We start from the raw sequence: 15,445 nt of genomic DNA on the forward strand, positions 1-15,445 counted from the left end.
ACGTTTGATGCGCCCACGTGCATACGGAATGGGTCGGCAGTGACGCCCCGAAACACCGGTTGAAATTGGGCGGGCAGCCGCGTGGCAAGGCCGCTTCGTGGGGCGGCCTTGCGCGGCGTGCGGCGTCGTCTGGCGTTCTGCGCGGACATCACGCCCTCCGCGTCCAGCTGCGCACAGCGCCGACGGTGACGGGGATGACGTCGCTCACGTCCACCGTGAAGCGGAAGACCCTGTTGGCGACGTTGGTGTTGTTCGGATTGAAGAACGACAGTTCCACGTCGTAGCAGTCCGAATCGGGACGGCAGACCGGGCTCTTCTTCACGGCCAGCCGGTCGAGGTCGAGCTGGTCCCTGGTCGTGCTGCGGATCACGTCGGCGATCTGCACCGCATTGGTCGCCGAATAGTTGATCGCGCGCTCCTCGCCGGTCACGCCGAGATTGCGCAGATCGTAGTAGACGCGGTCGAGGAAGTTGGTGAGGCCCGCCGAGAACCGCTCATAGGTCTCGCGCTCGGCCGCCGCCTTGGGCGCTTCACCCAGCACATGCGTCACCAGCGGCTGCGTCGCCCAGCTGTACATGCCGCGGATCGCCGGAACGATGATCGGCACCACCTGGCCGGATTGCAGCCGCATGCTGCCGGAGATCACGCCCGGCACCGAGATCAGCTCGACGCCTTCGTTGAGTTGCGCCCTGAGCGCCTCGCGCAGGCGCTTATAGGCGTCGGCCCCGAACGGCCCCATCGGGACGATGGCGTAGATCGGCGTCGCGTCGAGATTGAGCGTCCAGATCACCGCGGACGCGTCGTAGGGAGCGGCGTCGAGATAGGCGAGCAGATGGTCGGGCAGCAGCGGATTGTTGGCTTCGCCGGACATCGCCTGCGCCAGCGAATCCCGGCGCGCTTCGGTGCCGAAATCATAGCCGAGCTTGCCGAGCGCATAGACGAGTTGCGGCTTCTTGGCGTCGCCACCCTTGCCGCCGCAACCGCATCCGCAGTCCTTGTGCTCCTCGCCGTTCTTCTTGCCCGCGCCGCCGCAACCGCAGCCGCAGTCAGACGGCTCGATCTGTCCGGACGCCGTCACGGCAGGCGGTTGCGGGAACTCCTCCGCCGCTTCCGGCGCGTCCTCGCTCGACATCGCGATCGCGCCGCCCGCCGCCGAAAGTGCGATCGCCGACGGCCGGAAGGCTTCGGCCGGCGCCTGCGAGACCATGTCCCGCTCCGCGAAAATATCCATGTCGGTCTTCATGTCGTGTCCCCTTCCGAGGTCTCTGATGGTTGCTTCGATATCGATGCTGCCGGCCAGGAATTTTTCGCAGCCCATGGCCGCGCCTTCCGGGCAGGGTTTCGCGTTGCGCAGGATCGCTGCGCGTATCCCGTGCGGGTCGGGCGCTTCGCCCCTCGCCAATTGCGCCGCCGCGAGCAGGGCGCACACGCCCGAAACGTAGGGCGTGGCGAAGCTCGTGCCGCTCTTCGAAACCGTGCCGCCGCCAGGCGCCGCGCCCAAAACCGCCATGCCCGGCGCCAGCACGCCCTGCGCGAGATAGGCCGCGCCCCAATTGCTGGAGGCGAGCGGCGCGCCGAGATAGTCCATCGCGCCGACCGCCAGCACCGAGGGCGCGGCGGCTGGAATGTGCAGGCAGTCGCAGCCGTCATTGCCGGCCGCCGCCACGATCAGCACGTTGCGCCTGAGGCAGGTCTCCACCGCCTGCGCCAGAATCGGCTCGGCCTCGCCCGACGGCGTCAGCTGGCCGCCGCTGATGTTGATGATGTGCGCGCCGTGCTTGACCGCCAAGAGTATCGCCCGCGCCAGGTCGAGCTGCGATGAGGTCAGCCCGCTGCCGCCATCGCAGAAGATCGGCGCGTTCAGCCCGCGGCAGGCCGGCGCGATCCCCCGCACCGCGCTGCCCGGCTGGCCGAAGATGATACTGGCGACATGCGTGCCGTGCGCCAGCGCCCGCCCGCCGCCGCTTCCCGCCGCCAGCGTTTGCAGTTCCGTCAGCCGCGCGCCTGCAAAGCAGGGATGCGCAAGATCCACCGGCCCGTCCAGCACCGCGATCGTGATCCGCCCGTCGCCGCCGCCCGGCAGCGCCCTTTCCAGATCCGCATAGGCCTTCGACCCCTGCACGCGACCGCTCCCCTGGACCGATGTCCAACCCCGCCGCCATGGTGTTCCTCACTTAAGGGAAAGTCAACTATAGATTGCATTAGCATTTTGGATACAACCTATACGTCATGCGGCTGCCGCGCCCCCCTCATCCTGAGCCTGCCGAAGGGCTGAGCCCGCCAAAGCGCCGCGCTTGCCCGCGCATGTCGCCCCTGCTACATGCGCGCGAATGACAACGCCCCTCTCCCACATCCGCAATTTCTCCATCGTCGCCCATATCGACCACGGCAAGTCGACGCTTGCCGACCGCCTGATTCAGTCGACCGGCGGGCTCGAGCTGCGCGACATGAAGGAGCAGGTGCTCGATTCCATGGACATCGAGCGCGAGCGCGGCATCACCATAAAGGCGCAGACCGTGCGCCTGAATTACCGCGCCAAAAACGGCGAGGACTATATCCTCAACCTCATCGACACGCCCGGCCACGTCGACTTCGCCTACGAGGTGTCGCGCTCGCTCTCGGCCTGCGAGGGTTCGCTGCTCGTGGTCGACGCCTCGCAGGGCGTCGAGGCGCAGACGCTGGCCAATGTCTACCAGGCGATCGACAACAACCACGAGATCGTCGTGGTGCTGAACAAGATCGACCTGCCCGCCGCCGAGCCGGAGCGCATCAAGGAGCAGGTCGAGGAGGTCATCGGCCTCGACGCAAGCCAGGCCGTCTACATCTCCGCCAAGACCGGCCTCGGCATTCCCGACGTGCTGGAGGCGATCGTCAACCAGCTCCCGCCGCCGCGCGAAGGCGACATAAACGCGCCGCTCAAGGCCATGCTGGTCGATAGCTGGTACGACACCTATCTCGGCGTCATCGTTCTCGTCCGCATCATCGACGGCCGCCTGAAAAAGGGCCAGACCATCCGCATGATGGAGACCGGCGCGAAATATCTGGTCGAGCGCACCGGCGTCTTCACCCCCAAGATGGTCACCGTCGACGAGCTCGGCCCCGGCGAGTTCGGCTTCCTGACAGGCTCGATCAAGGAGGTGGCCGACACCCGCGTCGGCGACACCATCACCGAGGACAAGCGCCCGACCGCTGCCGCGCTTCCCGGCTTCAAGCCGGCGCAGCCGGTCGTGTTCTGCGGCCTGTTCCCGGTCGATGCCGCCGATTTCGAGGATCTGCGCGCCGCCATGGGCAAGCTGCGCCTCAACGACGCCAGCTTCTCCTTCGAGATGGAGACGTCCGCCGCGCTCGGCTTCGGCTTCCGCTGCGGCTTTTTGGGCCTGCTCCACCTCGAGATCATCCAGGAGCGGCTGGAGCGCGAGTTCAACCTCGACCTGATCGCCACCGCGCCGTCCGTCGTCTACCGCATGAACCTGATCGACGGCTCGGTGAAGGAGCTGCACAACCCGGCCGACATGCCCGACCTGGTCAAGATCGCCTCGATCGAGGAGCCCTGGATCCGCGCCACCATCCTGACCCCCGACGATTATCTCGGCGGCATCCTGAAACTCTGCCAGGACAGGCGCGGCGTGCAGGTCGACCTCTCCTATGTCGGCAGGCGCGCAATGCTCATCTACGACCTGCCGCTCAACGAGGTGGTGTTCGATTTCTACGACCGGCTGAAGTCGATCTCCAAGGGCTACGCCTCCTTCGACTACCAGCTCACCGACTACCGCGAGGGCGACCTGGTCAAGATGTCGATCCTGGTCAACGACGAGCCGGTCGATGCGCTGTCCATGCTGGTCCACCGCACGGCGGCGGAAAAGCGCGGCCGCGCAATGTGCGAGAAGCTGAAGGAGCTGATCCCGCAGCACATGTTCAAGATCCCGATCCAGGCGGCGATCGGCGGCCGCATCGTCGCCCGCGAAACCATCTCCGCCCTGCGCAAGGACGTGACGGCAAAGTGCTACGGCGGCGACGTCACCCGCAAGCGCAAGCTCCTCGAAAAGCAGAAAGAGGGCAAAAAGCGCATGCGCCAGTTCGGCAAGGTCGACATCCCACAGGCGGCGTTCATCGAAGCGCTGAAGATGGGCGACAATTAGCGCCTCTTACCCTCCCCCTTCATCCTGAGCTTGTCGAAGGAGAGGGGAGGGTCGGCCAGCTTTGCTGGCCGGGGTGGGGGTGGTGCGGCAGCGCGCCGGCGCAGTTCCTCGCCCCTCTGGGTGAGAGGTGTCGCGCGCGGCGCGACGGAGAGGGGTCCTGCCGGCAATGAAGAACTTGTCCTGACTGAACACGCCGAGGACGCCCTCATCGAGCGCGAGCTTGACCTGGACTGGATCGAGAGGGCAGTCCGCGATCCATCCTGGACCGTGCCCGACCCCAGGCGCCCCGGTGTCGAGCGCCGCTTCGCGCCATTCCCGAGTTTGGCGGACGCATCCTGCGGGTCGCCTGCTATGAAACAGCGAGTGAAATCCGTATAGTAACCGTCTTCTTCGATCGCAATGCGAGAAGGCCAGCATGACCCCGACCCTCAAATACCGGCCCAAGGACAATGCCGCCTATATCAGGCTTTCGGCCAAGGTGCTGGAAAGCGCCGAAGTCTCGCCGGACGTGATCTTCGACTATGACGATCAAGGCAGGATCGTCGGCATCGAACTGCTCGACGCCAAAGCCCAACTGCCGGCGGATGCGCTGAACGAAGCGGCCTGACGCCTCATCGCCGCAAACCGGCTCGTCATGCGCCAGGAGCGGCCGATGTACGACCTACGATCCGGGAGCCGACGCGGCCTACATTTATCTCGGCGCGGCAAGATCGTCGAAACCGCCGAAGCCGGGCCATTCATCTATGATATGCACGTCGAAGGCGCGGCATCGAAATCCTCTCCGCCAGCAAGGGCTCCCGGCGATTGGCCCGCCGGCCGGGAAGTGCCGCCGACGCCGCGGAGTGAGCTATGGCGGCGACCTCACCCGCAAGCGCAAGCTGCTCGAAAAGCAGAAAAGAGGACAAAAAGCGCATGCGCCAGTTCGGCAAGGTCGACATCCCCCAGGCGGCTTTCATCGAAGCGCTGAAGATGGGTGACAGCCAGCGGGCTGCCCGGCTCCTAGCGCCCTCGTGGTTCGACAGGCTCACCATGAGGGCTACTGATAGGCACCGCTAGTCTCCCCCGTCCAGTGAGCTAATCTCGCGAACGCCTGCCTATGAACTGGCATTTGCCACAGCGATGACGATTAACGCGACCATCCAGTAGCCCTCATGGTGAGCCTGTCGAACCACGAGGGCGCTTGGCACCCTACCCCGCCACCGGCGGCCACCGCCTCACATACCCACCACCCTGCCTGTTCCTCGCCAGTTCCGGCAACCCCTCATAATCCAGCGCTATCAGCGCTTCCTTCTTCGCCCGGCTCCATCCCTTGATCTGCCGCTCGCGCTCGATCGCATCGACGATCCGGTCATAGGTTTCGGTGAACACCAGCACCACCGGCCGCCGCTTGCGCGTATACCCGTCATAAATGCCCTCATTGTGCTCCCACACCCGCGCCTCGATCTCCTGCTTGGTCAGCCCGGTGTAGTAGGAGCCATCGGAACAGCGCAGAATATAGACGGTGACTTCCATGGCTGGCCCCAAACCCTCATGGCGGAGCGCGGCACCCCAAATCCCTCATCGCGCACTATGAAGCGCGGCGCCTCCCCAAACCTCATGGTGAGCCTGTCGAACCACGAGGTTTGGGGCAAGCGGAAAAATGCCGTTGGCGCCAAGCGCCCTATGGTTCGACAGGCTCACCATGAGGGCTACTGAAACGCCTCGCTCGCTAGCCGCCAACGTTCCAGGATGCAGGGGGAAAGGCCCCCGCCCCCCGGGGGCCTCAGAGTTATGGCGCGGCGTCTCCCCAAACCTCATGGTGAGCCTGTCGAACCACGAGGTTTGGGGCCAGCGCCTGCAAGCCGAAGCCGGCCGTTCATTTATGATGTGGACGCCGAGGGCAGGGTGATCGGCATCGAAATCCTCTCCGCCAGCAAGGTTCTGGCTCCCGGCGATTGGCAGAAAGCGCGCGCCGATTGCAGCCGGCTGGCCTTTTACCAAGGAGGTTCTAACCAATCCTCATCTGTGAGGTCGAAATCTTCGTTTTGGCCATCCGACCTTCGCCTAACGCGAGCGGCGAATTCGTTGTATGAGATCTCCGCGAATGCATAAGAGGTCAGCAGATCTTTATATTCATCGAAGCGTTCACGAGCTTCTGGAATCAATTTTGGAAGATTCTTTCCAATGAAGTTAAGTAGCGGCCCATCTGGTTCATTACCGAGTGAGATATCCGCAAACCCCAAAATCCGCTTGTGGCGAGCGCGTTCTGCGAGTTCGGCATCGGATGCCGGATATCGCTGACGCAGGGTCTCCCAAGTGATTAAACCACACCGTCGGAAGAGGTGTCCGGTCACATATGGAATGCGGCGCGCGATCAACACGGGTACAATGTCCAATGCTGCGCACTTTCGTAGCAGTTCAAGCAACTCATCCTGCTGTGGATAAACCCACGGACGGGTGCTCTTGACCTCGATTCCGACCCAAAGAGCGCCGTTGCCGTGGGCACGGACCAAAAAATCAAGCTTCTGCTTACCCGAAAGACACCGGGTCCCGATGTGTGAGGGAGGCTCTTCTTTTCTGTAGAGACTGCTGTCGTCGTGTTCGCTTAGGTCAATGAATCTACCGAAGTGGTCAAGGCCGGTCCCCGACTCAAGGGCGCGCTGGACAGCAATTTCAAGTGTCTGCCCGACTCGCTTCGTCAATTTGCCGCTTGTTATCTCACGGTATGTGGGTTCCTGCTCGGAATGCCTCTGAACGAGGTGCTCCTCCGGGGTGTCTGGCAGATGGTACCATGCTACTGCGCCTACCCTGCGCGCAGCGATCACGCCCGCTTTGACTAGGTAGTTTCGCGCCGCCGTGATCAGATGTGGATTGACTCTTTGGTTGTATGGCCCGGCGACAGCAATCTTCTGTTCGATTGTGCGTGCGACCGCGATGCCGTGCGTGCCGATGACGCTCACAAGGCGGGTTTTTGCGATCCCTAAACCGTGTTGCACGGGACATCCCGCCCGCTTCCTTTTATTTAGATATAGGAGTAGTGCCTGATCGTTCCTGCAAGGTTCGAATCCCCATTGGAGTCAAGCGATAGCGGCCGCGTCCAGTACGAGGATCCTTGTAGTATGTAGCCAAGCCGCGGCGTTCCAGCGTGCGATGGCTCACCAGATTGCGGATGACTTGGCTTAGCCGGTCATCCTTTCGGCCCTGAAGCTTCTCCTGATCTTCCTCGGTGGGTTCAATCTGTTCACGCAACCTAGTGGCCAAGTCGGCTGTGGTCATTCCCATCTCCGGATGCTCGGAATCCGCGAGTATCTGTAGTGCCGGGATTATTAAATCGTTTTCAAGAGTTCGCATTTAATGGCTATATTTCGCGATTCACCGTTCTCGAATCCATATATAACGGATGGAATCCGAAGAATCAACCGAATCCTAACTATATTTCTTTACCATTTTTGCGATAACTAAAGGGTCGATAGACACAATCGTAAATTGTGTCTATCGACGGCCCCATCCCATGAGGGGTGCTGCACGGAGTGCGATCCTGCAGGGGTGAACTCGGAGAGCTGCCTCACGGGTCTGAGACGCCTGCATTCCTTCCAACACCCCGCTTGGCGTTTCGCGCCAATCTCCCTTCTCCCTCAAGGAGAGAAGGGAGAGCCGATCCCTGATCGCTTCTGCCAATCGCGACAGTGGAGCGGGGGAGGACCGGCGCCTCCGTTCCACGGCCGACGAAGCCATGGGGCCGGGGAGGTCCCGTCCAGTGGTTCCCCTCGGGACAATACGGTCCCGGCGTGCTGGAGGAGCACACAGGCCCTGAAAGCCGCAAGGTTTTAAGGGTGCAGCGGAACGGGCGGGGACAGAAATCGCCGGACGGGCGGTCGCGAGATCGCACATACATAAAGATGAGCGATCCCGCGACCGCCCGTCTTCCCGGACCTTTTTCACCAACTCGGCCTCACGGCGCGGGAACGGAGACGCTTGTGCAAAATCACCCCAGGAGCAAAAACATGACCGACGATAAAACCCAGCCGCTTCTCTCCCAGGCCGGCAACCCGTTCCCGCCTCACCTGACGCCGGTCTTCGTGGATATGACCCCGGCGCGCGGCGTGCCGCCCGAAAGGATGTGGCCGCGTCCGCTCACGGAAAAAAGCGCGCTGGCGGACCACAGCGGCTGCGTCACCATGAGCGAATATCTCTACGAGACGCTGGACCCGCGCTGGCCGAGCTTCAAGCTGCGCCTCCAGCCACAGGGCAACGAGACCGACGCGCAATATGCGGCCTACCGGCGCGACATCGAGCACCACACGGTGGTCCACGCCATCTATCTCTGCCTGATGCACCAGATCTGCACCGTGATCGGCAACCACGAGACCTGCGCCGTGCGCGCCTGCCGCCGGCGCGGCCGCTGCTCCGGGCGCCGCGACGAGGATAAGATTGCAATTTCCTTCGCAATCTTCCCGCCCTGCATACCGATCGACATCGACATCATCGAAACCTATCGCGTCGCCGCGCAGGAGGCATTGAAATGGATCTGTGAGACCCGTTCGGAGGATGAGGAGCAGGTCGCGGAGACCACCGCGCGCAAGGAGACTGCCATGGCCGAATAGCGCGGCTGGCCGGTTTCCATTCCGGCGGCGGGTAGTCTAAAGGGCGCGGGAGAAAAATATCCACGCCCTTGGAATGCCGCCTAGAATGATCGCCCGGAAAACACCGCCCGCCCCGCCGCTCTTCCTCGGCATCGACACAGGCGGCACCTACACCGACGCCGTGCTCTGGTCCGAGGCGGCGGGTGTGGCCGCCAAGGCCAAGTCGCTGACCACGCGGCACGATCTGGCGGTCGGCATTTCCGGCGCGGTCGGCGCGGTGCTGGAAAAGGCAAAAGTCGACCCGGCGGCTATCAAATTGGTGTCGATGTCGACCACGCTCGCCACCAACGCCCTGGTCGAGGGGCAGGGCGGGCGGGTCGCGCTGGTGATGATCGGCTTTTCCGAGGCCGACCTTGCCCGCGACGGGCTGAAGGCCGCGCTCGGCGCCGACCCTGTGGTGTTCTGCGGCGGCGGCCACGACGTCCACGGCAACGCCAAACCGCTCATGCTGGAGGAGCTGGAGGCGGCGCTGCCGGAACTGGCCAAGGGCGTCTCGGGCTTCGCGGTCTGCGCCTATTTCGCCACCCGCAACCCGGCCCACGAGATCGCCGCCCGCGATCTGATCCGCGAAAGGACCGGCCTCCCCGTCACCGCCAGCCACGAGCTTTCCGCCAAACTCGGCGGCCCCCGCCGCGCGCTGACCACGCTGCTCAACGCCCGGCTGATCTCGATGATCGACCGCCTCGTCGCCGCCACCGAAGGTTTTCTCGCCGACCGCAAGATAAAAGCCCCGCTGATGGTCGTGCGCGGCGATGGCGCGCTGGTCTCTGCCGCCTTCGCGCGCGCGAGGCCGATCGAGACCATCCTGTCGGGCCCGGCCGCCAGTCTCGTCGGCGCCCGCCACATGACCGGCCTCGACAACGCCGTCGTCTCCGATATCGGCGGCACCACCACCGACGTCGCCGTGCTGGACAAAGGCCGGCCCCGGCTTGATCCGGAAGGCGCGACTGTCGGCGGCTACCGCACCATGGTCGAGGCGGTCGCCATGCGCACCTTCGGCCTGGGCGGCGATTCCGAAATTTCGCTGGAGGATGGCGGGCTGCGCCCGCGCCTCCTGCTCGGCCCCCGCCGCCTCGTGCCCTTGGCGCTGGCCGGAATGGTGCATGGCGAGGTGGTCACCAGCCAGCTCGAACGACAGCTGCGCGCGCCCAATCCCGGCCGCATGGATGGCCGCTTCGCGATCCGAACCGGCGTGCCGGAACGGCTTGCTGCGGGCCTTTCCGGGCCGGAATCCAAGCTTTACGAGTCGATCGGCGCGCAGCCTCTGCCGCTCGACGCCTTGCTCACCTCGAACGCGCAGAACGCAACGCTCAACCGCTTGGTCGCGCGGGGGCTGGTGCATGTCGTCGGCTTCACCCCGTCCGATGCCGCCCATACGCTCGGCAGGCAGTCCAACTGGGACGCCACCGCCGCCCGGTTGGGCGCGGAACTGTTCGCCCGCAAGCGCGACGGCCGCGGCCAGCCGATCGCGGCGAGCCCGGAGGCTCTATCGGAGCGCGTGCTGGCCGCGCTCACCCGCTGGTCGGCGGAAGTGATCCTCGAGACCGCCTTCGCCGAGGACGGTCTCGACGGCGCGGCGACCGTCGCGCATGCGCTGGTGCAGCGCTCGGTCGACGGCCATGAAGGCATCGCCCGGCTCACCGTCGCGCTCGATCGTCCGGTGATCGGTCTCGGCGCGTCGGCGCCGCTGCATTATGCCGGGCTGCCGCAGCTGGTCGGCAACGCCTGCGTGGTGCCGGAGGATACCGACGTCGCCAACGCGCTCGGCGCCGTCGTCGGCCAGGTCCGCGTCTCGGCCGAGGCCGGGGTCAGCCAGCCGAAGGAGGGGCTATTCCGGGTCTCGTCGGGCGACACCGTGCGCGATTTTACAAGCGAGGCCGAGGCGATCGCGGTTGCGGAAGCCGATGTGCGCGAGATCGCAGCCTTGCGCGCCAGGGCCGCCGGCACCGACACGGCCGAAATCGAGGTGCTTCGCGAGTTCCGCACCTCGACGGTCGAGGGCCAGCGCATGTTCATAGAGGCGCAGATTCTCGCCGTCGCCACCGGCCGCCCGCGCATCGCGGTGTAGCCGGCGATTTGTCCACGGGGTGCGGTCCCGGCGTTATCCTGTGCGTATCCGGAACTTAGGGTGAATTGACCCGTTCCGCCCGGCATGGTCAAAGGCGCGAAAATCATGAAGTCCCGATGCCTTTTGGAGAAGAGATGATGACCGATCTGGTCGAGATCGCCGGTTTGCGGATTGCGCGCCCGCTGCATGATTTCGTGGCGCGCGAAGCGCTGCCCGGCTCGGGGATCGACCCCGCCGCCTTCTGGGCTGGCTTCTCCGCCATCGTTCACGATCTCGCCCCGAAAAACCGTGCTCTGCTTCAGAAACGCGATGATATCCAGGAGCGCATCGATCACCGGTATCGGGAAAACGGCGCGCCGGTCGACATGACCGCCTACAGACGGCTCCTTGAAGAGATCGGCTATCTCCTGCCTGAGGGGCCGGATTTTCAGGTGACGACAGAAAATGTCGACCCGGAAATCGCAATCGTCGCCGGGCCGCAACTGGTCGTGCCGGTGATGAATGCGCGCTATGCGCTCAATGCCGCGAATGCCCGCTGGGGCTCGCTTTACGACGCGCTTTACGGGACCGACGCGATTTCGGAAGAGGGCGGCGCCGAACGGGGCAAGGGGTACAATCCGGCGCGCGGCGCGAACGTGATCGCCTGGGCGCGCAAATTTCTGGACGAGGCCGTCCCGCTCGAAGGCGCTTCGTGGAGCGCGGTGACGAGGCTCGAAGTGGCGGACGGCGCGCTAGTGCTCGGCGCCGGCACGCCTGTTCAGCGTTCGGTCGGTGACGGCGAGGAGGAGCTGCAGCAGATCGCGCTTGCCGACCCGACGCAGTTTGCCGGCTATCGCGGCGATCCGGATTCCCCCTCGGCAATCCTGTTGAAGAAGAACGGCTTGCACATCGAGATCGTCATCGACCGCACCAGCGCGATCGGCAAGACGGATCCAGCCGGCATTTCCGATGTAATCCTGGAATCGGCGCTGACCACGATCCAGGACTGCGAGGATTCGGTCGCAGCCGTCGACGCAGAAGACAAGGTTCTCGTCTACCGCAACTGGCTCGGCCTGATGAAGGGCGACCTCGAAGAAGAGATAGAGAAGGGCGGCAGGACCTTCGTCCGCAAGCTCAACCCTGACCGGACCTACATCGCGCCGAACGGCGGCGAGCTGACGCTGCCCGGCCGTTCGCTGATGTTGGTCAGGAATGTCGGTCACCTGATGACCAACCCGGCGATCCTCGACCGCGACGGCAACGAGGTTCCGGAAGGCATCATGGATGCGATGATCACCAGCCTCATTGCGCTGCACGATGTCGGACCGAACGGCCGGCGGAAAAACTCCCGCGCCGGCTCGGTCTATATCGTCAAGCCGAAGATGCACGGGCCGGAGGAGGTCGCCTTCGCCGTCGAGATCTTTTCGCGTGTCGAGGCGGTGCTCGGCATGACGCCCAACACGCTCAAAATGGGCATCATGGACGAGGAGCGCCGCACCACCGTCAATCTGAAGGAGTGCATCCGGGCGGCGAAGGAGCGGGTTGTCTTCATCAACACCGGCTTCCTCGATCGCACCGGCGACGAGATCCACACTTCGATGGAAGCCGGGCCGATGATCCGCAAGGGCGACATGAAGCAGGCGGCGTGGATTTCTGCCTATGAGGCGTGGAACGTCGACACCGGGCTCGAATGCGGCCTCTCCGGCCATGCCCAGATCGGCAAGGGCATGTGGGCGATGCCCGACCTGATGGCGGCGATGCTCGATCAGAAGATCGCCCACCCCAAGGCCGGCGCGAATACGGCCTGGGTGCCTTCGCCGACTGCGGCCACGCTGCACGCCACGCACTATCACAAGGTCGACGTCCAAGCGGTGCAGGAAAGCCTGAAAAGTCGGCCCAAGGCGAAGCTCGACGATATTCTTTCCGTGCCGGTCGCCGTTCGGCCGAACTGGACGCCAGACGAGATCCAGCACGAACTGGACAATAACGCGCAGGGCATCCTCGGCTATGTCGTGCGCTGGATCGACCAGGGCGTCGGCTGCTCCAAAGTGCCCGACATCAACGATATCGGTCTGATGGAGGACCGCGCCACGCTCCGGATCTCCTCGCAGCACATCGCCAACTGGCTGCATCACGGCGTCTGTACGCAGGACCAGGTGATGGAGACGATGAAGCGCATGGCCGACGTGGTCGACCGCCAGAACGAGAGCGATCCGTTTTACCGGCCGATGGCGCCGGATTTCGACAACTCGATCGCCTTCCTCGCGGCCTGCGATCTCGTCTTCAAGGGCCGCGCCCAGCCGAATGGCTACACCGAGCCGGTGCTGCATGCGCGGAGGTTGGAGCTGAAGGCTGCGGAGAGGGTGGGGTAATCGCGTAGTGGGCAGCGCTCATAGCAATTCCTGTCTGAGCGGTAGCAAAGGTACGGCTACGCCCGACGTTGCCCCCCTCTGTCCTGCCGGACATCTCCCCCACAAGGGGGGAGATTGCTCCTTCATCTATGCCCGGTCTCAATTTCCAACGCTGCCACGTAACGCGCCGCGCCGCGGCAGTCCGATCTCCCCCCTTGTGGGGGAGATGGCCGGCAGGCCAGAGGGGGGCGCGAAGGAACGCCGGCGCTTCAGGATATGAAACTCCTCGCCATCGATTGCTCGGCAAGCCTGTGCGCCGCTTGCGTCTATGACGTGCAGGCTGACAAGGAACTCGGCCGCGCGGCGCTCGACCTCGGCAAGGGCCATGCCGAAAAACTTATGGCGGTTGTCGGCGATGCGCTGAAAAATGCTGGAATCGCTTTCCCTGACCTCGGCGCGGTTGCCGTCTCGGTCGGGCCGGGCTCCTTCACCGGCGTTCGCGTTGGCGTTTCGGCCGCACGCGGCTTCGCGCTGGCGCTAAAAGTCCCGGCGATCGGCGTCACCACGCTCGAAGCGCTCGCCGCCGAGGCGCGGGACGTATTCGGCGCGCGGGCCGTGCTTAGCGCGCTCGATGGCGGGCGCGGCGAAATCCAGGCCGCTGTTTACGATGAATTCGGAGCGTTGGTGTATGCTCCCGCCGTGATCACATTGTCTCAAGCTGCCGACCTGGCCACGAAATTTTCACCGGTGCTTGCGGGCACGGCGGCGAACATCATTGCCGGCGCGGTTCCGTCGCAGGCGTTCGACACCGGGCCGCTCGGCGCCACCGCCGATATCGCGGTCTATGCGCGCGTCGCGGCGCAGAAGGGTGCGGCCGGCAAGGAGCCGGCGCCCGTCTATCTGCGCGAGCCGGACGCCAAGCCGCAGGCCGGCTTTATCCTGCCGAGGAGCGGCGTTTAGCCAATGCGCATCCCCTTCATCACGCCGCGCCGCCGGGAATATTCGCTGGAGCCGCTGACCGTCGCCGACAGCGCGGCCGTCGCCCTCCTGCACCAGGAGGATTTCGTGCGGCCCTGGTCCGACGGGGAATTCGAGGCGCTGCTCCAGCAGGACACGGTTTTCGGCTATGCGGCCCGCGAGATCGGCCACGGTAATGAGAACCCGGTCGGCTTCGTGCTGGCGCGGCTAGTCGCCGGAGAGGGCGAGATACTGACCATCGCTGTCGCCCGCGGTCACCGCCGCCAAGGGCTGGGCTGGCAACTGCTCGATGCGGTGCTGCGCGAACTGCACGCGCAGCGCGCCGAGGCGCTGTTCCTCGAAGTCGACGAAGCCAATATAGGCGCGATCGCGCTCTACCGGCGCATGGGCTTTCGGGAGGTCGGCAAGCGGCCGGGCTATTACCAGTCCGACCGAGGCGCGCTTGTCATGCGCCGCGACCTCCGCTAGCCGGAAGTTTTTGCGGGGAAGCGGCGATGATCGGCAGGATCCGCATTTTTGTCGCGCTGCTCTTCGTCGCCATATCGACACTCATCCTTGTCCCGCTTCAGCTTCTTTCGATGAAGACAGGGCTCTACCGCGAAAACCTGGTCCTGCGCCTCTGGCACAGGATGATCCTCGCCGCGCTCGGAATCCGGGTCCACGTGAGCGGAGCAATGGCGGAAAAACGCCCGCTCCTGATCGCCTCCAACCATGTTTCCTGGACCGACATCATGGTGCTCGGCTCCATTGTCGACGTCTCCTTCATCGCGAAATCCGAAATGGCCGGCTGGCCTCTGATCGGCGGGCTGTCGAAACTTCAGCGCACGGTGTTCATCGAGCGCGAGCGCAAGCGCAAATCCGGCGAGCAGGCGAGCGAGATCGCCGCGCGCCTGGCGCGAAACGACGTGATGGTGCTGTTTGCCGAAGGCTCGACCGGCGACGGCAATCTGCTGCTGCCGTTCAAGAGCACGCTTTTCGGCGCGGCGGCGATGGCGATCGGCGAGGGCGCGGTCGAACATGTGTTCATCCAGCCGGTGGCGATCGCCTATACAAGGCTGCACGGCCTGCCGATGGGCCGTCAGCACCGTCGGGTTGCGGCGTGGATCGGCGACCAGGATCTGGTGCCGCATATCGGCGAATTGCTCGCCGAGGGCGCTGTCGACGTGGAAGTCCGCTTCGGCGAGCCGCTCGAATTTTCGGCCGGCACGAGCCGCAAGGCAGCCGCAAAGCTTGTCGAGCAGCGCGTCTCCGCGATGATGCAGGATGCGCTGCGCAGCCCGCACTGAGCGATACGGGCAGAATCGTCTG

13 protein-coding genes are annotated in these 15,445 nt (G+C 64.6%); 9 read left to right on the plus strand and 4 right to left on the minus strand.

All coding sequences use genetic code 11. The features are described from left to right. Positions 1-148: 148 nt before the first annotated feature. A complete protein-coding gene (locus G6N73_RS12370) occupies positions 149-2,122 on the minus strand; it encodes a PatA/PatG family cyanobactin maturation protease (protein WP_165027930.1) in 1,974 nt (657 codons plus the stop codon). Positions 2,123-2,330: 208 nt separating this feature from the next. On the opposite strand from G6N73_RS12370, the gene lepA reads away from it, so the two are divergent. The 3 genes from lepA (at position 2,331) to G6N73_RS12385 (ending at position 5,195) form a co-directional block, all read left to right on the plus strand. Next, entirely contained in the window at positions 2,331-4,139 is a 1,809-nt protein-coding gene (gene lepA, locus G6N73_RS12375; protein ID WP_165027932.1) for a translation elongation factor 4, read from the plus strand. Between the two features lie 415 nt (positions 4,140-4,554). After that, positions 4,555-4,746, plus strand: coding sequence for a DUF2283 domain-containing protein (locus G6N73_RS12380; protein WP_165027934.1), 192 nt, complete (start codon positions 4,555-4,557; stop codon positions 4,744-4,746). A gap of 305 nt (positions 4,747-5,051) precedes the next feature. Further along, positions 5,052-5,195, plus strand: coding sequence for a hypothetical protein (locus G6N73_RS12385; protein WP_165027936.1), 144 nt, complete (start codon positions 5,052-5,054; stop codon positions 5,193-5,195). A gap of 132 nt (positions 5,196-5,327) precedes the next feature. Here the strand turns inward: G6N73_RS12385 and G6N73_RS12390 are convergent, their stop codons facing one another. The 3 genes from G6N73_RS12390 to G6N73_RS12400 all read right to left on the minus strand — a co-directional run bounded on the left by G6N73_RS12390 (position 5,328) and on the right by G6N73_RS12400 (position 7,394). Next, positions 5,328-5,651, minus strand: a complete 324-nt coding sequence (locus G6N73_RS12390; RefSeq protein ID WP_165027938.1) for a GIY-YIG nuclease family protein — start codon at positions 5,649-5,651, stop codon at positions 5,328-5,330. Between the two features lie 461 nt (positions 5,652-6,112). Next, a complete protein-coding gene (locus G6N73_RS36825) occupies positions 6,113-7,114 on the minus strand; it encodes a hypothetical protein (protein WP_246251967.1) in 1,002 nt (333 codons plus the stop codon). 22 nt (positions 7,115-7,136) lie between these two features. Continuing rightward, positions 7,137-7,394, minus strand: a complete 258-nt coding sequence (locus G6N73_RS12400) for a hypothetical protein (RefSeq protein WP_165027942.1) — start codon at positions 7,392-7,394, stop codon at positions 7,137-7,139. A 728-nt stretch (positions 7,395-8,122) separates the two neighbouring features. On the opposite strand from G6N73_RS12400, the gene G6N73_RS12405 reads away from it, so the two are divergent. The 6 genes from G6N73_RS12405 (at position 8,123) to olsA (ending at position 15,423) form a co-directional block, all read left to right on the plus strand. Then, a complete protein-coding gene (locus tag G6N73_RS12405) occupies positions 8,123-8,722 on the plus strand; it encodes a hypothetical protein (RefSeq protein WP_165027944.1) in 600 nt (199 codons plus the stop codon). Positions 8,723-8,807: 85 nt separating this feature from the next. Beyond that, on the plus strand, positions 8,808-10,829 hold the full coding sequence (locus G6N73_RS12410) for a hydantoinase/oxoprolinase N-terminal domain-containing protein (RefSeq protein ID WP_165027946.1): 2,022 nt from the start codon (positions 8,808-8,810) through the stop codon (positions 10,827-10,829). A gap of 137 nt (positions 10,830-10,966) precedes the next feature. Next, entirely contained in the window at positions 10,967-13,180 is a 2,214-nt protein-coding gene (locus G6N73_RS12415) for a malate synthase G (RefSeq protein WP_165027948.1), read from the plus strand. Between the two features lie 255 nt (positions 13,181-13,435). Further along, positions 13,436-14,119: a tRNA (adenosine(37)-N6)-threonylcarbamoyltransferase complex dimerization subunit type 1 TsaB gene (gene tsaB / locus G6N73_RS12420; RefSeq protein ID WP_165027950.1), complete on the plus strand. Its 684-nt coding sequence runs from the start codon at positions 13,436-13,438 to the stop codon at positions 14,117-14,119. Between the two features lie 3 nt (positions 14,120-14,122). Further along, positions 14,123-14,605: a ribosomal protein S18-alanine N-acetyltransferase gene (rimI, locus tag G6N73_RS12425; protein ID WP_165027953.1), complete on the plus strand. Its 483-nt coding sequence runs from the start codon at positions 14,123-14,125 to the stop codon at positions 14,603-14,605. Positions 14,606-14,631: 26 nt separating this feature from the next. Continuing rightward, positions 14,632-15,423: a lyso-ornithine lipid O-acyltransferase gene (olsA, locus tag G6N73_RS12430; RefSeq protein WP_165027955.1), complete on the plus strand. Its 792-nt coding sequence runs from the start codon at positions 14,632-14,634 to the stop codon at positions 15,421-15,423. Positions 15,424-15,445 lie beyond the last annotated feature (22 nt).

Source organism: Allomesorhizobium camelthorni (genome assembly GCF_011045125.1).
Lineage (GTDB): Bacteria > Pseudomonadota > Alphaproteobacteria > Rhizobiales > Rhizobiaceae > Allomesorhizobium > Allomesorhizobium camelthorni.